Raw genomic sequence first — 19299 nt, forward strand, 5'->3', positions numbered from 1 at the left:
ATTTGACTAAAACAATAGTCAGCAACATTTTGAGCTTAACTCAAACTACTTTTATGGAGAGTTTGATCCTGGCTCAGGACGAACGCTGGCGGCGTGCCTAATACATGCAAGTCGAGCGGACGTTTTGTTGGTGCTTGCACCGACTTAACGTTAGCGGCGGACGGGTGAGTAACACGTGGGCAACCTGCCCTGTAGTCTGGGATAACTCCGGGAAACCGGGGCTAATACCGGATGATACTTTCTACCTCATGTTAGAAAGTTGAAAGATGGTTTACGCTATCGCTACAGGATGGGCCCGCGGCGCATTAGCTAGTTGGTGAGGTAACGGCTCACCAAGGCAACGATGCGTAGCCGACCTGAGAGGGTGATCGGCCACACTGGGACTGAGACACGGCCCAGACTCCTACGGGAGGCAGCAGTAGGGAATCTTCCACAATGGACGAAAGTCTGATGGAGCAACGCCGCGTGAGTGAAGAAGGATTTCGGTTCGTAAAACTCTGTTGTAAGGGAAGAACAAGTACAGTAGTAACTGGCTGTACCTTGACGGTACCTTATTAGAAAGCCACGGCTAACTACGTGCCAGCAGCCGCGGTAATACGTAGGTGGCAAGCGTTGTCCGGAATTATTGGGCGTAAAGCGCGCGCAGGCGGTCCTTTAAGTCTGATGTGAAAGCCCACGGCTCAACCGTGGAGGGTCATTGGAAACTGGGGGACTTGAGTGCAGAAGAGGAAAGTGGAATTCCAAGTGTAGCGGTGAAATGCGTAGAGATTTGGAGGAACACCAGTGGCGAAGGCGACTTTCTGGTCTGTAACTGACGCTGAGGCGCGAAAGCGTGGGGAGCAAACAGGATTAGATACCCTGGTAGTCCACGCCGTAAACGATGAGTGCTAAGTGTTAGGGGGTTTCCGCCCCTTAGTGCTGCAGCTAACGCATTAAGCACTCCGCCTGGGGAGTACGGTCGCAAGACTGAAACTCAAAGGAATTGACGGGGGCCCGCACAAGCGGTGGAGCATGTGGTTTAATTCGAAGCAACGCGAAGAACCTTACCAGGTCTTGACATCCCATTGACCACTGTAGAGATACAGTTTTCCCTTCGGGGACAACGGTGACAGGTGGTGCATGGTTGTCGTCAGCTCGTGTCGTGAGATGTTGGGTTAAGTCCCGCAACGAGCGCAACCCTTGTTCTTAGTTGCCATCATTTAGTTGGGCACTCTAAGGAGACTGCCGGTGACAAACCGGAGGAAGGTGGGGATGACGTCAAATCATCATGCCCCTTATGACCTGGGCTACACACGTGCTACAATGGACGGTACAAACGGTTGCCAACCCGCGAGGGGGAGCTAATCCGATAAAACCGTTCTCAGTTCGGATTGTAGGCTGCAACTCGCCTACATGAAGCCGGAATCGCTAGTAATCGCGGATCAGCATGCCGCGGTGAATACGTTCCCGGGCCTTGTACACACCGCCCGTCACACCACGAGAGTTTGTAACACCCGAAGTCGGTGAGGTAACCTTTTGGAGCCAGCCGCCGAAGGTGGGATAGATGATTGGGGTGAAGTCGTAACAAGGTAGCCGTATCGGAAGGTGCGGCTGGATCACCTCCTTTCTAAGGATATTTTTCGGAAGTATATCACACGGTGATATACGTTAACGTTCTTGCTGTTCAGTTTTGAAAGTTCATACTTTCAAAACTTGCTCCTGCGGTTACTCGTCGCAAATGTGCGAAGAAGTAGACACAGGTAGCGCACTTGTTCTTTGAAAACTGGATAAAACGACATTGAAAGCAAACACAAATTTCTATCTTTAAATAGATATGAGTCAAACAAGTCAAGCAATTGACGTGTAAACTGAAGTCTAACTCTTCGAGTTAGCGTTAACTTATTGGTTAAGTTAATAAGGGCGCACGGTGGATGCCTTGGCACTAGGAGTCGATGAAGGACGGCACTAACACCGATATGCCTCGGGGAGCTGTAAGTAAGCTTTGATCCGGGGATTTCCGAATGGGGGAACCCACTGCGTTTAATCGCGCAGTACTTTCGCGTGAATTCATAGCGCGTTAGAGACAGACCCAGGGAACTGAAACATCTAAGTACCTGGAGGAAGAGAAAGAAAATTCGATTCCCTGAGTAGCGGCGAGCGAAACGGGAAGAGCCCAAACCAAGAGGCTTGCCTCTTGGGGTTGTAGGACACTCTATACGGAGTTACAAAGGAATGATTTAGGCGAAGCGACTTGGAAAGGTCCGCCAGAGCAGGTAAAAGCCCTGTAGCCAAAAAGTTATTCCCTCCAGAGTGGATCCTGAGTACGGCGGAACACGTGAAATTCCGTCGGAATCCGGGAGGACCATCTCCCAAGGCTAAATACTACCTAGTGACCGATAGTGAACCAGTACCGTGAGGGAAAGGTGAAAAGCACCCCGGGAGGGGAGTGAAAGAGAACCTGAAACCGTGTGCCTACAAGTAGTTAGAGCCCGTTAATGGGTGATAGCGTGCCTTTTGTAGAATGAACCGGCGAGTTACGATTACGTGCGAGGTTAAGTTGAGAAGACGGAGCCGCAGCGAAAGCGAGTCTGAATAGGGCGAAATAGTACGTGGTCGTAGACCCGAAACCAGGTGATCTACCCATGTCCAGGGTGAAGGTGAGGTAACACTTACTGGAGGCCCGAACCCACGCACGTTGAAAAGTGCGGGGATGAGGTGTGGGTAGCGGAGAAATTCCAATCGAACTTGGAGATAGCTGGTTCTCTCCGAAATAGCTTTAGGGCTAGCCTCGTGATTGAGAATACCGGAGGTAGAGCACTGTTTGGACTAGGGGGGCATCTCGCTTTACCGAATTCAGACAAACTCCGAATGCCGGATATTTATACACGGGAGTCAGACTGCGAGTGATAAGATCCGTAGTCAAAAGGGAAACAGCCCAGACCACCAGCTAAGGTCCCAAAGTAATCGTTAAGTGGAAAAGGATGTGGCGTTGCTTAGACAACCAGGATGTTGGCTTAGAAGCAGCCATCATTTAAAGAGTGCGTAATAGCTCACTGGTCGAGTGACGCTGCGCCGAAAATGTATCGGGGCTAAACGATTCACCGAAGCTGTGGATTGACATCTTTGATGTCAGTGGTAGGAGAGCGTTCTAACTGCGTTGAAGTCAGACCGGAAGGACTGGTGGAGCGGTTAGAAGTGAGAATGCCGGTATGAGTAGCGAAAGACGGGTGAGAATCCCGTCCACCGTATGACTAAGGTTTCCTGAGGAAGGCTCGTCCGCTCAGGGTTAGTCGGGACCTAAGCCGAGGCCGACAGGCGTAGGCGATGGACAACAGGTTGATATTCCTGTACTACCTCCCCACCGTTTGAGAAATGGGGGGACGCAGTAGGGTAGGGTAAGCAGAGCGTTGGTTGTCTCTGTTCAAGCAGTAAGGCGTGTGTGTAGGCAAATCCGCACACTGTAACGTTGAGCTGTGATGACGAGTCCGTATGGACGAAGTTCCTGATCTCACACTGCCAAGAAAAGCCTCTATCGAGGTGGGAGGTACCCGTACCGCAAACCGACACAGGTAGTCGAGGAGAGAATCCTAAGGTGTGCGAGAGAACTCTCGTTAAGGAACTCGGCAAAATGACCCCGTAACTTCGGGAGAAGGGGTGCTCTGGTAGGGTGAAAGCCCGAGAGAGCCGCAGTGAATAGGCCCAGGCGACTGTTTAGCAAAAACACAGGTCTCTGCAAAACCGTAAGGTGACGTATAGGGGCTGACGCCTGCCCGGTGCTGGAAGGTTAAGAGGAGCGGTTAGCGCAAGCGAAGCTGTGAATTGAAGCCCCAGTAAACGGCGGCCGTAACTATAACGGTCCTAAGGTAGCGAAATTCCTTGTCGGGTAAGTTCCGACCCGCACGAAAGGCGTAACGATCTGGGCACTGTCTCAACGAGAGACTCGGTGAAATTATAGTACCTGTGAAGATGCAGGTTACCCGCGACAGGACGGAAAGACCCCGTGGAGCTTTACTGTAGTTTGATATTGAATTTTGGTACAACTTGTACAGGATAGGTAGGAGCCAGAGAGCCCGGAGCGCCAGCTTCGGAGGAGGCGTCGGTGGGATACTACCCTGGTTGTATTGAAATTCTAACCCATGCCCCTCATCGGGGCAGGAGACAGTGTCAGACGGACAGTTTGACTGGGGCGGTCGCCTCCTAAAAGGTAACGGAGGCGCCCAAAGGTTCCCTCAGAATGGTTGGAAATCATTCGTAGAGTGTAAAGGCACAAGGGAGCTTGACTGCGAGACCTACAAGTCGAGCAGGGTCGAAAGACGGGCTTAGTGATCCGGTGGTTCCGCATGGAAGGGCCATCGCTCAACGGATAAAAGCTACCCCGGGGATAACAGGCTTATCTCCCCCAAGAGTCCACATCGACGGGGAGGTTTGGCACCTCGATGTCGGCTCATCGCATCCTGGGGCTGTAGTCGGTCCCAAGGGTTGGGCTGTTCGCCCATTAAAGCGGTACGCGAGCTGGGTTCAGAACGTCGTGAGACAGTTCGGTCCCTATCCGTCGTGGGCGTAGGAAATTTGAGAGGAGCTGTCCTTAGTACGAGAGGACCGGGATGGACATACCGCTGGTGTACCAGTTGTTCTGCCAAGGGCATCGCTGGGTAGCTATGTATGGACGGGATAAGTGCTGAAAGCATCTAAGCATGAAGCCCCCCTCAAGATGAGATTTCCCATTACGCAAGTAAGTAAGACCCCTGAAAGACGATCAGGTAGATAGGTTCGAGGTGGAAGTATGGCGACATATGGAGCTGACGAATACTAATCGGTCGAGGACTTAACCAAATTTTGTGTGTTGCACAATGAAACGTTTATCCAGTTTTGAAAGAATAAATTTCTTTCAGTTATATAAAGGAACTTCTGCTAAAAGCGCAACATCGTGTTACAGCGCAGAAGTCAGCATATCCATATGCAAGTCTAGTGATGATGGCAGAGAGGCCACACCCGTTCCCATACCGAACACGGAAGTTAAGCTCTCTAGCGCCGATGGTAGTTGGGGGCTTCCCCCTGTGAGAGTAGGACATCGCTGGGCAACAAGACTCAACCTGTAGAGGTTGAGTTTTTTTATTGCCAAAAAAGCTCCCAACGACCAAACACCGAAGGTGAGCCCGGCGCGTAAGCGAAAGGTTCTTTTTATCAAAAGAATCGAAAGCTACGGGTTGTAATCCCCGAGCAGTGGGAGGACCAAGAAGGACAAGGAAACAAGGGAACGAAAGAAGGAACGTACTCGGTACGTGACTGAAAGAGTGAGTGCAGATGACGCCGTCATTCGCCGGTCATCGCGCTGCGAAGATAGCGTCGATGGTAGTTGGAGGCCCCCCTGTGAGAGTAGGACATCGCTGGGCAACAAGACTCAACCTGTAGAGGTTGAGTTTTTTTATTGCCAAAAAAGCTCCCAACGACCAAACACCGAAGGTGAGCCCGGCGCGTAAGCGAAAGGTTCTTTTTATCAAAAGAATCGAAAGCTACGGGTTGTAATCCCCGAGCAGTGGGAGGACCAAGAAGGACAAGGAAACAAGGGAACGAAAGAAGGAACGTACTCGGTACGTGACTGAAAGAGTGAGCGCAGATGACGCCGTCATCCGCCGGTCATCGCGCTGCGAAGATAGCGTCGATGGTAGTTGGAGGCGCCCCTGTGAGAGTAGGACGTCGCTTTGCAGCTAGACTCAACCTATAATGGAAAATGAGTATTTAAAAAAGTTGATCACTTCAGAAAAAGGGGAGTGCTTTTTCCATTAAATATTAAGTTCCATATTGCTGAGGAGGAAATTTAGCACCTATTTATTTTATAATGCAATTGGGATTGAAAGGCATTACACTTAAATTAACGAGGCAAGTTTCCGCAAAATGAGCTGCGGTATTTAATTCATAAATAAGTAATTAAAGAGAGTTTGTATTTGGGAACAAAATAAAAACAATATGGAGGCTAAAAGAGTGATTACTTTCATTAATCGTCCAACATACAATGAAACCGAAGTATATTGGAAAAAATATCAGGGTTTCTTTCCCGATGAACTGTGCATTAATGAGAATAACCTACCGACTGAAGAATGGTTGGATTGGGATGATTATAAGATCCATCTAGATCGGATGCCCGTTCCAGATTCAAAGATCAAAGTTATTATGATTCATGGTGCAGGTGGAAACGGTAGACTCTTAGCACCCTACGGACGAATGCTGCAAGTACATGGATATGAAGTTGTATCACCAGATCTCCCTCCATATGGTCTCAGTTCCGCCAAGCGCCAAAAATTAATCGATTACCAACAATGGATTCAAATCATTACGAATTTAATCGAACGAGAGAGTGAACGAGACGGTAAACCAATTGTTTTATTGGGAGCCAGTATCGGGGGTATGCTTGCTTATCATACTGCTAATATGAGTAAAAAAGTAAAAGGATTAATTGTAACGACTTTTGTCGACACGGGTAATCCGAAAGTTCGTGATCAAATTGCTCCGAATAAAGCAATAAGCCGTTTAGGTAAATTCACAATGGATACATTCCCATACCTATTGGATTCTTTTCGGATTTCTGTCTCGAGGGTATCGAGAATGAAGTTAATCACAAATAACTCTGAATTGACACAATTAATAATTAAAGACCCTTTAGCAGCAGGAACAAAAATTTCCTTTCGCCTTCTAAGAACCTTTTTAAATATGAAACTAATGGTAGAACCCGAGCATTTTGATTCTTGCCCAATATTATTAATTCATCCGGAAAAGGATCCAATGACGCCATTTAATTTAAGTGAACCGTTTTATAATCGTTTAAATTGTGAGAAAAGATGTGTGATCTTAGAAGGAGCTGGCCACTTTCCTATAGAACAACTTGGATTAGAACAAATGAGAAAAGCAGTTCTCTCATTTATCAAAGAAATAGAAATTGATATATAGAACCTACTTGCAAGATCAGATTATGTAATCAGTTCATTTATTTTAATATGCCCTACAAAGAAACGTTTTTTATACCATAAACGAGCGCAATTCTTGTAAAAGGAATTGTGTCTTTTCAGTAATAGGGCCAGATTGTTGAACGAGATCAAAGTATCTAGATTAAACTTAAGACATTCTTTTCGAAAGTCTTTAACTTGTTATTAAATTCATAACCCATCTCTTTAAAACAAAGGGAAAACAAATAAAAAATCTTGAAAAGATTTCAGAGTAAAGACAAAGTAACTTTTTGACTTTGTCTTTACGTTTTTTCAAGTAGTTTTATAAAGGTATGTTTTACTCAGCCTGTCTTGAAAACGCTTGCCAGACGAGGCGCGCCGACGAGTGAAGACACGAATAGAACCTAAGTTCATGAGTGGACGAGCAAGGCAAGCAACGATGTATGAAAGCGTTTGTCAACAGTCTGAAATCTTGAAAAGATTTATCATTATTTTAAAAAGTTAAACCGCTAGATACCATGTAATCTTTAACTTAAATTCTCATAATGGAATAAAAAAATTCCTTCTTTCAATATAAAAGCAGGAATTTTTGTCGTTTTAATATACTTAAGGGTTGCTCAAAAGACTAGTTCAGCATAGTGAACTTAAAAAGAGAGACCCCCATATAAATCCCCGTCTACTATGCGTTAGACAGACATTTTTGATTGATTGCTTAAAGGATTCGAACGCATAACCAATGTAAACCAGACGGCAAACCCAAGATAAACTAATGTCAAAATAACGAATATGAAATGAAACTGCTCCGCCAACTGCCGGACTAGGGCAAAAAAGACAACGATGCAATGCATCAGATTTCCCAATACGACAGGTTTGTTATAGATGCCGCCGATCAGGGCAGAACGTGTAAACCAGTTCAACATTGCGAACCCTAAATATAGTCCTCCGATGATTTGCAGAAGAATCAGAGTAATGGGTGAAGGGTCAATCCCTAATATTTTTGAAATTTCTTCGGGAATAAAGGTTCCTGCCAACCCCAACAAACCCATCATCACGGCACTACTACTCAAAAGCCATTTTGTTTTCACTTTGTTTCCCCTTTTCATCTAATCTTGGAAATTTCCAAACAGCAACCAGAGAATTCTAGACAAGGCATATGTTAGCTTCAATGGCAATAAAACACGAGTACAGTCCTAAGTAATTTAACAGGCTATCGTTAAACGGCATCCTAGGAACATAAAATTGCCTCCCTTTAGGAGATCGATGAAAGTTTTAGACATTTTGGGCGAGGGGATGTGACATCTAATGTTCATTTAAACGAGTTCTTTTATCCATAAGAGTATTTCCCCGCCAAACACAACAATCGTTAAACTAACCTTTATATAACCTTGGATAGATATTTTATTATATTCGACGAAACACCACTTTTTACCTTTGAGCAAGAGCTAGCTTCAACAAATTTTGACGCTCCCTAATCAAGAGCATTTCAGCAGCACGAATGACTTTCTTTTCTCATGTTTTGGGCCATGCTGGCTTATTACTCGTTGGAGTACCACTTTTCATTCTTGCAAAGTTCTTTGAGTGGATTTTCTAATTAGTCCAGCTATTCAACAATCGGGTGCGATTGTTGAATAAAAAGAAATAGTTGATAATCCAATTTTTAAAAATGATCAACCTTCTTATAAAACTACAATAAATAAACGCTCTATTTAACAACTAAATTTCGCCATTTAATAATTGCTAATAAAATAAAAAGACGAAACCCTGTTGGAATCCGTCTTGAACAACCATAATGTTTAACATTATATTCTGTTGTTAGAATACGTATAGATAATTAAAACTTGACTTTTAATAAAACTTAACGGATTGGATTTTTGTTTATAGCAAGCAACCAGGCACTAGAGAAAATCAATCTCCATTCGTTTAACTCATCCTTCTATTGTCTGGGCTATCCTTTACTATCAAATTAGGAACCAATTTAATATAAATTAACTCACCAGCCAATTCAATAATCGTTTGTGTCACAATGACAGCAGCGGTCAACGCAGCTATCGAATCAGGTAAGGCGAAAGCTAATGGAAGAACGACTAAAGAATTTCGAGTTCCTGTACTGAAAACCAGAGCCCGTCCTGCCCCAATACTTAATTGAAAGATTGAAACGAGCAGCCGAGAGATAAGAGGCATGATTACTAGGAATGATATATAAATTGGTATGACCCCAATAATTACTTCAAAATCGTGATATACTTTTGGAATTTGTGAAGCTACAACCACGATCAATACGAAAGCCATAAACGGAACGGGGAGCCAGCCAGTTGCTCGAAACAGCTGCTTTCCTATTGTTTGTTTTTTAGCCCACAGCTGTGTCCCGAGCGCTAAAAGGAGGGGGATAACAATCAACAGCAGAAACGCTTCTATAAATGGCTCGATATGAACGATTTGTGAAATCCCTTCTCCTAGAAACAGCCATAAATAAACAGGTAATAGGAGCAATTGAACGATTAAAAGGATTGGGGTTGCTGCCAGCATTAGTTTTTCATCCCCTTTCCCCAGCTGCGTGAAGACGATGACGTAATCAATACATGGTGTAAGTAATACTAAACAAACACCGATTAATACAGCTGATGTCTGGGGAAACAATAAGAGCAGAACCCAGACAACAAGCGGGGCAAGTATAAAGTTTCCGATGAGCAGTGCAACTAGAAATCTCCCATTATGTATCGTCTTCTTTAACGCTAAAAACGGTATTTGCGTGAACATGCTATACATTAATATGGCGATAAAAGGTGATATCAATATCTCCAGTCGATTTCCGAGAGATTCGCTTGCTATACCGACAATACTTCCAACTAAAAGTGCAGCTGCGTATATCCAGATTTGCTGGCTCTCTAATGTTTCTCTTGAAATCCTCATTATTTTCCTACCTTACTCTATTTATTTTCATACATACATTATATGCTATTTGCCTTACCAAAGGGGCTTGCTTATACAAGAAGAGAGACATCAAAAAATATGGTATGAAGATTTAACTCGATACCATATTTTGAAGGGTATTTATGAGGTTAACAATGAGGCTGAGAAAGAGAAGGTGAGGCTTCTATCAGCTACTCTTTTAAAGGCCGTAAAGCCGTTGATTGATGAATATGGATAAAAGCGTCATATCTGCTGCCGACTCGAGAAGGTACGTAGTTTCCATATGCCTCGAATTCGGGATTATATACAACACCAATCGCGCGGTGACCAATCCACTCATTAAACAATTCTCGATTATCTTCTGTGAAAAGCAGCACCTTGTTTTCCTCACCGGCTGCACGCAGCTGGCCTTCCCATGAATTTAATTTCGCTGGCGGTACATCAATTACTCTCAAAGGATCTCCCCAGCTGTCCGCAGCGATAACAGTACCTTCATACGTGCCGAACCCGATAGCAAATGTATTGTCTTTTCCATATTGCTCTCTGATGAGCTGACCGACATTGATCATTTGCTCATTCTTCATATCGGTTTCAGAAGCATCCCCGATATGGGTGTTATGTTCCCAAATGATGATTTTTGCATCCTCTCCGTGGTACTTGATTAATTCATTAACCGCCTCAACCATATGCTGGTCGCGCGTATTCCACGAAATGGCGTCCTGCATCATCTCCCGGTAATAGAGTTCCGCATTTTTGGCGACAAGCGCATTCATGATGACATTCAAATCCTCTTCATGCTTGTCCGGATACTGCTCTTCATGATTTCTCAATGACTTCAACAAGCTCGATACCTCGCTAATACATTCTTCTGTAAAACGGGCGGCAGAAAGAGCATAGTGCTCTGGCATTCGATTGTAAGGTTCAAAGCAGGAGAATGCCTTCCGTGCATGTTCCAGATCTACGTTGTACTGAGGATTTTCCGATAAAAAGTTAAGAACCTCATCAATGGATTCATAAAGGCTGTATAGATCAATACCATAAAAACCGACCTTCTTATCTAATAATGTGTTTTTCTCCTTCAGCCATTCCGTAAACTGCTCTATCTCTTCATTTGCCCACATCCATGTCGGCCACCGGTTGAAGGATTTCAACAGTACGTCCCTTGCTGATTCTTCTTCGTTTCCATAGCCTTTAACATAGCGGTTTACTGCCTGAGCAGAAGGCCAATCTCCTTCTACAGCAATTACATTAAAGCCTTTTTGATTGATTAATCTCTTTGAAAGTTCAGCACGAATTGAATAAAATTCCGATGTACCGTGTGATGCTTCCCCAATCATGACAATTCGGGCATTTCCAATTGCCTCTAATACCTTGTCCAAACTTTGATCATTTAACGGGAGCGATTGTTCTTTGATAGCTGAAATCAGTTTTCGTGGCATATTTACTTCCTCTCCTTTCTAATTTTAGCTTACCCAGGACTTTCTTATGGAAACACGTCTGTTGCTCTTTCTGCTATGAAAAACAAAAATTTTAGGCTTGGGGGTCATTTTATTTTGGCAAATCTGATAGGTGTAAAAAGAGAGGAGGATAAACGCAAAAAAACATGGAAGAAAAACTCTGAAAGAGGGGATAAGCTGGAGGAAAGTCATTAGCTAAAAGGCATCCAAAGAAGATGGATAGTCATCCTCATGAACTATCCACCGTTAGAGCAGAAAGAACGGATCCCACAGCTTGGATCCAGCTGCCGATTGTATTGAGTTCCTGCGCCTTTTTACTGTTGGATGGATAGTTAATCGAGATGGCCTGATATGCATTGCCGATGATCTGAATAGCATTCCCAATATTATTTAATGCTTCATTTACCGTTTGATTATTCTCAAAGTCTAAACTAACCCCTCCACCTAATGCCTGAATGAGGTTTCCCTGGGTATTCAGGAGCTGGCTCGTCTGCTGGTCCTCTACAAAAAAGCCTTGAATTGTGACGATATTGCCTAATGCCTGAATTTTACTCCCGACTTGATCGAGGTATTCCTCATCTTCAGGAATAATACCGCTTCCCACTGCCTGCAGTACATTGCCGATTAGATTTAAATCATTTAATACGGAAGCCGGCAAAATCTTGGAAGGGGTACTTCCTATTGCCGATAGGGTCGTGCCAATAGCCTCAAGCCAAGCACTAATTTGAGCTTCATTCATCTCCATCAGTCCAATGCGTAGTGTTTAATCTATAAATTATTATATGAATTTTTAAGCCGAAACGTTAGGCGGCGCGAAAGGGTCTCCACTCCGAAAAGAAGAAGAATAGAAAAATAGTGTGAATCCCATATAGAATCATCCATACGAAAACCAAAAATAAAGAATAGAAAAAGAAGAGCTGGGAAATCAATAGGGGCGCAGAAAAATATCTATATAACCGTCTCAGGAAGAGTGATAAATATACGTATTTTCATTGAAATAGAAAGAGTAATTTTCTTTCTCCATTCATCAAAGTAGTGATACGAGTTTTCGCAAACCGTAATATCATTGTAGAATGGGAAAGCTACGAGGGGAGGGAAGAAAAGCTGATCGGTCATATAGGGGATGTCCCGTACTATATGCACGAATCGATGATGCCGATGTGGGAAGGGATGCAGCTTGTCCTTGGCGTATCAGAAGGAAGAGGCGCCAGCTTTTCCCTTGAGACACGAGAGGATAAAAGCTTTACCCTTGTTGCTAAAAAAATGTAGAATGAAAAATGCTGTCCACAAAAGTCGAATGACTTTTGTGGACAGCTTTTTAATTGGATCAAAGCCTTCAAATGAAAGAGAGTTTATTTTTCAAACCGCACAAATCGCTTTTTGCCAATTTGCAGTACATCGCCGTTCATAAGGACACGGGAAAGCTCCTCCGTATTTAATTTCTCCCCATTTACTGAGACGCCGTCTTGCTTCAGTAATCGAACAAACTCACTTTTGCTTTTCACAAGCCCCATCTCGATCAGCTGGGGAATCACGTCCTGCAGCAGCTCCTGGTCGATTTCAACTAAAAGGCTTGGGATGTTTGCAGGAATCTGCTTCTTCTGGAAAGCGGTCTTGAAATAGTGCTGGGCTTCCTTCATCGCTTCATCCCCGTGGTATAGACGTGTAATGATCTGCGCCAGCTCAAGCTTGAGATTACGGGGATTTTCGTTTTGCAGCAGCCGCTCTTTTATGCCATTGACAACAGTTGGGTGTTCATCCGTTGCCAATTCGAAGTATTTGATAATTAAATGATCTGGAACCTCCATTATCTTTTTGAACATTACTTCCGGTGCTTCGTTCACCCCGATATAGTTACCTAGACTTTTACTCATTTTCTCTGCGCCATCAAGCCCTTCAAGAAGCGGCATGAAAATGGCGATTTGCTTTTCCATTCCTACATGCTTCTGCAATGTACGCCCCATCAGAATATTAAACGTCTGATCTGTCCCGCCGAGCTCGATATCGGCTTTTAGCTCGACTGAATCATATGCCTGCATAAGCGGGTAGAAGAATTCATGGATGCCAATCGGGACCTGGTTTTTGTAGCGTTTCTGAAAATCATCGCGCTCCAAAATCCGTGCAACGGACGTTGTTGCCGCCAGTTTGATTACTTCTTCAAACGTTAAGGTCGAAAGCCATTCACTATTGAAGCGGACCGTCGTCTTTTCTGGATGCAGCACTTTGAAGATTTGCTCGCAATATGTTTTTGCATTTTCCATCACCATTTCATCACTTAAAGCAACCCGACCCTTTGCTTTGCCGGTCGGATCACCGATACGTCCAGTGAAATCACCAATCAAAATGACCGCGTGATGGCCAAGATCCTGCATTTGCTTGATCTTACGCAGCACAACCGCATGACCTAAATGGATATCAGGTGCAGAAGGGTCCAGGCCGAGTTTAATTGTCAGCGGCTTCTGCTCATCATAAGAGCGCTGCAGCTTTACTAGTAATTCGGCCTCATCGACAATTTTATCGGCACCTTTTTTAATGATTTCCAACTGCTCTTTTGGTTTTAAAAACATAAATAACATCTCCTTGTAATATTAAATAATTTAATATTGCAAGCTCTATAAGAGTAAAACAAAAAACGCCCTTTAGGGAAAACCCTAAAGGACGTGCAGGAACGTGTTACCACCTTTATTCGAGAGCTACTCACATAACTCTCCTCATTCGGTACGGCCAAAATGCGATACCTCCTGCATGGATGACGGGTGCAACTCCGGCGTAGCCTACTTTATGTTTCGGTACGCAGCTCCAAGATGTATTCATGCTGACTTTCCTTGCGCCTCTCAGCAACCGGCCGCTTTCTGTAAGTTCCATCAACACTACTCGTTCTTTTCATCGCTTTTACTCTTATACTCCGAAATGTCGAAACAAATCTTCGTTATGCAGATATTGTTGTCTATTATAATCGCATTTGAGAATTTGTCAATTATAAAAATATTCGCTAGTTATCCCGTCTGAACAGACAAGAAGGGATACGTATAAGCTGCAGACCTGCTTCAAGTAGCGATACTGCCCTTCATTCGTATCCGCATAGGCTTCTTCCCGGTTAGAGGGGGTGTCTGTATAAATGAGATCTTCGTTAAATTGAGAGGCGGTAAAATCATAGCGCTTACCGCCTGAAACATTGTAAAAATGCCAGCCGCCGGGAAGCTTTGTTTTCATTATGTCTCCTCCAAATAGATCGTTTACGACTAATGCAGTGACACCACATTGCCCCTTAGCTGGATTGTCTTTTGTCCATTTGGAGCTTGATCGTAAGGACCAGGATTGTAATAGGGCATCCGTAATGGTATTGAATTGATCGGTTGTCATGAATAAACCTCCTTGTATGATAGAGAGTTTCATAGTACATGGGAAGCAAGAGATACTCTAGCAGTTTTCATTCTGCTCATCATTGTATCACTTTCCCATATAGATTTGGATTATATATCCATTAAAAAGAATAACTATTTGCTAATGGGACTAGGCTGAATTGGCTTGTTGGAAACAGTTTGAAATAAGAATATTTTCACTTTTGTTCGCTGGAAAAATGATTGATATGTTACATAATTTCAGGGCATTCTGTAGGCATAATTAGATGGAATAGTATAAGAAAAAATAGGATGAAAAGCGGTTTTAGAGAAGTTCCTTATTATGTAATAATATGGTTATTATTTACCTTGGACAGCGTTCTGCTTTTCAAGGTTTTCCTATGTTAAAGGGAAAGTACAGCTATTTTGGAAACAAGTAAGGAAGACTGTGGAAATACTTCTAGACAAATTGGAGTGGGTGATATAATGAAGGTATTGGATGTCGATCATCTCCAAGATGGATTGACCCGTAACATCAACCGAATGAACCGGCTGGAAAAGGAAATGACCGCCATCCAGAAGGCAGTAGAGGAACTGACGAACATGGAGGAGGCGCTGAAAGGGGAGGGCGGCCAGGCAATCCGCGACTTCTACACGTCCTGCCATCTTCCTTTTCTTCAGTATTTCCTATCGTTTAAAGAGGAGTTCAATACAATCCTCCAGCAGGCCCAGCAGGCACTCTCGTCATTAGAGCCGATGGATGATGGGCATATCGTAGAAGAATTTCTCGAAACAACGGTGGAGGAAGGACTCACAGCGAGCGCTGATATCACGACAGCGCTGACAGACGAAGCCAATGCCATTATGGACGAGGTAGCCGATATTGTCGGCCTGCCGAAGCTCGATGATACGCTTGTCCATGAAAGTATCGCGGATGCCAAAACAAAGCGGGATGATACGGTAGAGGCGCTACATACATTTGATAGCACGCAGACGGCACAGCTGCTCCCCATCGAAACAAGTATTCAGTCGATGAAGGAATGGGTGAAAAACATCGAAGGGCTGTTCCAGGCGGGGTTGACAGATGTCAATTTCCCAGCTGATACCTGGTCTGCGATGGCTTCCCGCTCCAGCCTGGGCATGGCGATAGCTGCCCAGCAGGCACCAGTCGGCAGTGTGGCCTATGCGCTGCATGAACAGAATCAGCTTATTCTGATGCTGCAGGCTTCCTTATCCAATATGGCGCCAATCCGATTCGGCTTTGGCGGATTTGCGCAAAAGTCCTACCCAACGTATGGCCCTGTGATGCTCGGCTTAGGGAACCTATCACCAGGCAATCAAACAAGCGAAACGGTGCAGCAGGTAAGCAAAAGCAGCGATCCAGATCTGGAGGAAATCTATGCTGCACTGGCCAAGCAGGCAGAAGGCATGGATGTTAGCAGCCCGTCCTCACCTGGTACCTATTCGGCGAAGGAAGAGATCACCTATGAAGGCATGCGGAAGGTGCTTGGGGGAAATGGCTCAGGTACACCGGACGGACTGGCGCCATATGCTGTGGCCACGTATGATTTCTTTGCAGAGGACATGAAAACTATCCTTGACCCGAATGCATCAAATAGTGAATATTTTCAGGCGTTGAGTTCTTTCCTCTTTAAACCTGTGAAGCTATTGGATAAGGCTGGGGACGTTGCAGGTGCTGCGAAGAATGCAGGTAAGGCTGTTGATGATGTGAAGAGCACAGGGAAGACCGTTGATAAGGGTACGGGTAATAATAAGCCAGTCAGCGGAGCTAAAGTAGATTTTGGAGCAGAGAATCCAGTATCTGGACAAGACTGGAATAATTATTTTAAAGATAAATATGGGAATGGAAATGTTCAATGGAAACCTACGTCATTTGACGACATTATTACGAACCCTGAAAAGTTGTATGGAAGTACTAAAAGTGAAGTTAAGTCAACTTTAGGACCAAATTGGGTAGAAGGTGTTTACGGTAGAAATGGTTCTGGTTGGAAGTTCACTAATCCAGATGGAAGTGTGTTCTATCATGGTGGTGGAGGCGTCCATAAAGGTTCATACTATGGATTTTCAAATGGACAAACAAAAAAAGTGAAGATATATAAAATAGAGGATGGTTATGTTCCTACCATTGACGATAAAGGTAAGGCAATACAAATTGATTAAAGAAGGGGAGTAAATTGTGATAACAATTGGAGAATCATTTGAACTACTTTTAGAGACCTTAAAACATTCGAATTCTAATGTTTTAACATTGTCAGATGAGTTAATTGAGTATTATCTTCTTGAAGAGTTTGCAATAGAGGCACCAGCTTACTTAAGTAAATTTACTCTTGATAGACTAAGTAATGAAGGAATTATAGATGAGGAAATTTTAGGGAAATGTCGGGAATTACAAAGTGTATACTTTTTGGTAGATCAAATAAAAGTATGGGACAGTCCTTCTATAAAAAAAAGTTCAGAGTGGAACGAGATTTTCTCTCTCTCTGATCAAATTTGTGAGTTGATTCATAAAAAATGGACAGATGAAGAAATAGAATATCTAAAAACATTATAACATAAAGAAGTTCACTACTACTTGATTGCAACAAAGCGATAGTGTCTTAACTAGTAAGAAAATAGGCAAACAAGATTTTGAAGGAGTGAAAATTAGAGAAGTATTTTTAATACCTTGATTGGCTAACCATCTTTCAAGGTTTTTTTTGTGGTTAAAACAATAAGAATATAGAATTACGGCTCATAACAGGAGAGTAAAAGAGAAATTAGAATTTGTTGATAAAATAAAGTCAAGCCATGTCCAGAATCAAATATCATGAAGGCAGTGCCATCAATGAGTATTACTAAACAATAAAAAGCGTGAGAAGTATGCGAGATGACTTTTTACATGGCAAGGGTAGTAAGAGTAGGAAATAATAAAAAACAAATGATACTGCCAATGCTCGTGGCGATAAACAATAAGAAAGACAAAAAAGGTACTCTTGCTCTACGCTAACCATATAGAGGGAACGGGGTTTGAACAAAAGGTTGTATACAATTTTATTAATAATGACGATAAAAAAAGTCGCTTCTTCCAACACTGGAGGCGACTTTTTTAATCTTTTATGTCTATCAGGTCAATAATTTCTCGAATATCTTCTATCTCTAATGTTTCTGCAATTTTTTCGATATGATGGAAATTAATATTTTGCCTTTTTTGATTGGCTAGCTCACTTAAAGCGGCATGACGTATATCTGTTAATCGAGACAATTCTCGAAGGGAGATCCCTTTTTGTTTAGTTAATTCATGGATGTTCACTTTAATCTTTTTCGCCATAGCTATCCCTACAATCGAATGATATTGACTACAAAGAAAAAGTTAGCATATAATGAAAGAATTAGTGGTACGTATAAGCGTATCATTTGGATATGGATATATTTTGTAGGGGGAGAGCAAGTTGAAAAAACGTAAGATTAGTGAATTGAACAAATTACAGGTAGGACGTTTTGGTGAATATGCAACGAAGATGGAGTTTACACTGTATGGTTGTGATGTATATACATCTGAGGTAGATGACAAGGCAATTGATTTTATTATAAGAAAAGATGGGCAATACTATGATATTCAAGTGAAAACATGTAGAAAATTAAGCTATGTTTTTTTACAGAAGCATGTATTTACATTGAGAAATAATGTATTTTTAGCGTTGGTGTTTCTTCATGAAGATAAAGCACCTGATTTTTACTTAATACCATCTACTGTATGGGAACATCCAGATGAAGTTTTTGTGAGTCGTGATTATGACCAAGAAGGACAAAAAAGCAAAGCGGAGTGGGGAATTAATTTATCAAAGAAAAACCTGCCAAGACTTGAAGCGTACCGTTTTGAAAATAGTGATTTTTTTAAGTAAGCTGTCAGATAGAATTGTATAACCATTGCCTGCTAGGCGAATCAAAAACACTTAATTTCTTAACTCATAGAAAATTAAGTGTTTTTTTGTTTGGAAGTTGAGTGGTTACTTAAAAATTTTCAACTTTTTATTATATATATTATTGTACGAACCAAATTTAAAACAGAAAAGAGTGAGGCTTACATGGTAGAACGTAAGAAAGATGGAGAAAAATTGAGTAAAGAGATGCAGAGGTATAGAAATAAATTAATAGCCAAATATTTTCCAAGAATAATCCTAGAAAATGGGGAAGGCGTATTGTTTCAGCAATTCCTTTGGCCAGAAGCACGAAAAGCTAGACTAGCGGCAATTGATAGATTGGTACAGGAGAAATTAAAGGAAAAGGAAGAAAAAAGAAAAACAAAAAATGAAATGAAATAGATAGAAAAAGCCTTCTGCAAGCCTGCTATGAAGTGGGTTTCAATAGGTTTGCAGAGGGCATAACAGTGAGATAAGGCTTCATTACTTAGTCTATAGGCTCTAATATAAGTAGGTCTTGAATAGACACTTGCAATGTATCACATAAGATAGAAAGTATGCGCATATGTAGACATTTTACAGGGCGGGTACAGAGGTCATTAATTGTATTTGGACGTAAAGAAGCCTGTCGAGCAAGTTGCCGACGGGTCATTTGCTTTTCAATTAAAATTTCGTCTAGACGTAAACGAATAACGGAAGCCATCATCCAACACCCCTTTCATAAATTGTAGTGGCTTGGTATAGTGTACGA

Annotated in this window: 14 protein-coding genes, 3 rRNA genes and 1 other annotated feature; of the genes, 9 read left to right on the forward strand and 8 right to left on the reverse strand. The window is 42.8% G+C overall.

What is annotated here, in order from left to right; translation table 11 throughout:
• Positions 1-50: 50 nt before the first annotated feature.
• The 4 genes from AA0Y26_RS06440 to AA0Y26_RS06455 all read left to right on the forward strand — a co-directional run bounded on the left by AA0Y26_RS06440 (position 51) and on the right by AA0Y26_RS06455 (position 6924).
• A 16S ribosomal RNA gene (locus AA0Y26_RS06440) occupies positions 51-1606 on the forward strand.
• A gap of 277 nt (positions 1607-1883) precedes the next feature.
• Positions 1884-4812 (forward strand): 23S ribosomal RNA (locus AA0Y26_RS06445).
• A 131-nt stretch (positions 4813-4943) separates the two neighbouring features.
• Positions 4944-5059, forward strand: a 5S ribosomal RNA gene (rrf, locus tag AA0Y26_RS06450).
• The 16S, 23S and 5S rRNA genes sit together here, the layout of an rRNA operon.
• A 902-nt stretch (positions 5060-5961) precedes the next feature.
• A complete protein-coding gene (locus AA0Y26_RS06455; protein ID WP_413366182.1) occupies positions 5962-6924 on the forward strand; it encodes an alpha/beta hydrolase in 963 nt (320 codons plus the stop codon).
• A 682-nt stretch (positions 6925-7606) separates the two neighbouring features.
• Here AA0Y26_RS06455 and AA0Y26_RS06460 read toward each other — a convergent pair.
• From AA0Y26_RS06460 to AA0Y26_RS06475, 4 genes are all read right to left on the reverse strand, one after another.
• Entirely contained in the window at positions 7607-7969 is a 363-nt protein-coding gene (locus AA0Y26_RS06460; RefSeq protein WP_413366184.1) for a multidrug DMT transporter permease, read from the reverse strand.
• Between the two features lie 871 nt (positions 7970-8840).
• The gene (locus AA0Y26_RS06465; protein WP_413366185.1) at positions 8841-9830 is read right to left on the reverse strand and encodes an arsenic resistance protein; all 990 of its coding nucleotides are present in this window, start codon (positions 9828-9830) and stop codon (positions 8841-8843) included.
• Between the two features lie 191 nt (positions 9831-10021).
• Positions 10022-11269: an erythromycin esterase family protein gene (locus AA0Y26_RS06470; protein WP_413366187.1), complete on the reverse strand. Its 1248-nt coding sequence runs from the start codon at positions 11267-11269 to the stop codon at positions 10022-10024.
• Positions 11270-11516: 247 nt separating this feature from the next.
• Complete coding sequence (locus AA0Y26_RS06475) at positions 11517-12026, reverse strand: DUF6944 family repetitive protein (RefSeq protein ID WP_413366189.1); 510 nt, start codon at positions 12024-12026, stop codon at positions 11517-11519.
• 296 nt (positions 12027-12322) lie between these two features.
• Between AA0Y26_RS06475 and AA0Y26_RS06480 the strand changes: the two genes are divergently transcribed.
• On the forward strand, positions 12323-12556 hold the full coding sequence (locus AA0Y26_RS06480) for a DUF779 domain-containing protein (RefSeq protein WP_413366191.1): 234 nt from the start codon (positions 12323-12325) through the stop codon (positions 12554-12556).
• Between the two features lie 83 nt (positions 12557-12639).
• On the opposite strand, the gene tyrS is transcribed toward AA0Y26_RS06480, so the two are convergent.
• Positions 12640-13854: a tyrosine--tRNA ligase gene (gene tyrS / locus AA0Y26_RS06485; RefSeq protein WP_413366193.1), complete on the reverse strand. Its 1215-nt coding sequence runs from the start codon at positions 13852-13854 to the stop codon at positions 12640-12642.
• An 84-nt stretch (positions 13855-13938) separates the two neighbouring features.
• Positions 13939-14183 (reverse strand) — a binding site (T-box leader).
• A 77-nt stretch (positions 14184-14260) separates the two neighbouring features.
• A complete protein-coding gene (locus AA0Y26_RS06490) occupies positions 14261-14650 on the reverse strand; it encodes a hypothetical protein (RefSeq protein ID WP_413366195.1) in 390 nt (129 codons plus the stop codon).
• Between the two features lie 464 nt (positions 14651-15114).
• On the opposite strand from AA0Y26_RS06490, the gene AA0Y26_RS06495 reads away from it, so the two are divergent.
• Entirely contained in the window at positions 15115-16809 is a 1695-nt protein-coding gene (locus tag AA0Y26_RS06495; protein WP_413366196.1) for a ribonuclease YeeF family protein, read from the forward strand.
• Positions 16810-16825: 16 nt separating this feature from the next.
• A complete protein-coding gene (locus tag AA0Y26_RS06500; RefSeq protein ID WP_413366198.1) occupies positions 16826-17200 on the forward strand; it encodes a hypothetical protein in 375 nt (124 codons plus the stop codon).
• 534 nt (positions 17201-17734) lie between these two features.
• Here the strand turns inward: AA0Y26_RS06500 and AA0Y26_RS06505 are convergent.
• The gene (locus tag AA0Y26_RS06505) at positions 17735-17956 is read right to left on the reverse strand and encodes a helix-turn-helix transcriptional regulator (RefSeq protein WP_319836917.1); all 222 of its coding nucleotides are present in this window, start codon (positions 17954-17956) and stop codon (positions 17735-17737) included.
• A gap of 121 nt (positions 17957-18077) precedes the next feature.
• On the opposite strand from AA0Y26_RS06505, the gene AA0Y26_RS06510 reads away from it, so the two are divergent.
• Positions 18078-18530 (forward strand): DUF4365 domain-containing protein, encoded by a 453-nt coding sequence (locus AA0Y26_RS06510; RefSeq protein WP_342559062.1) that lies wholly within the window; start codon positions 18078-18080, stop codon positions 18528-18530.
• A gap of 90 nt (positions 18531-18620) precedes the next feature.
• The gene (locus tag AA0Y26_RS06515) at positions 18621-18950 is read left to right on the forward strand and encodes a hypothetical protein (RefSeq protein WP_413366200.1); all 330 of its coding nucleotides are present in this window, start codon (positions 18621-18623) and stop codon (positions 18948-18950) included.
• Between the two features lie 85 nt (positions 18951-19035).
• Here AA0Y26_RS06515 and AA0Y26_RS06520 read toward each other — a convergent pair whose 3' ends face one another.
• The gene (locus tag AA0Y26_RS06520; protein WP_342559060.1) at positions 19036-19254 is read right to left on the reverse strand and encodes a helix-turn-helix transcriptional regulator; all 219 of its coding nucleotides are present in this window, start codon (positions 19252-19254) and stop codon (positions 19036-19038) included.
• Positions 19255-19299 lie beyond the last annotated feature (45 nt).

The organism is Lysinibacillus canaveralius (genome assembly GCF_047301505.1).
Taxonomy (GTDB): Bacteria; Bacillota; Bacilli; order Bacillales_A; family Planococcaceae; genus Lysinibacillus_B.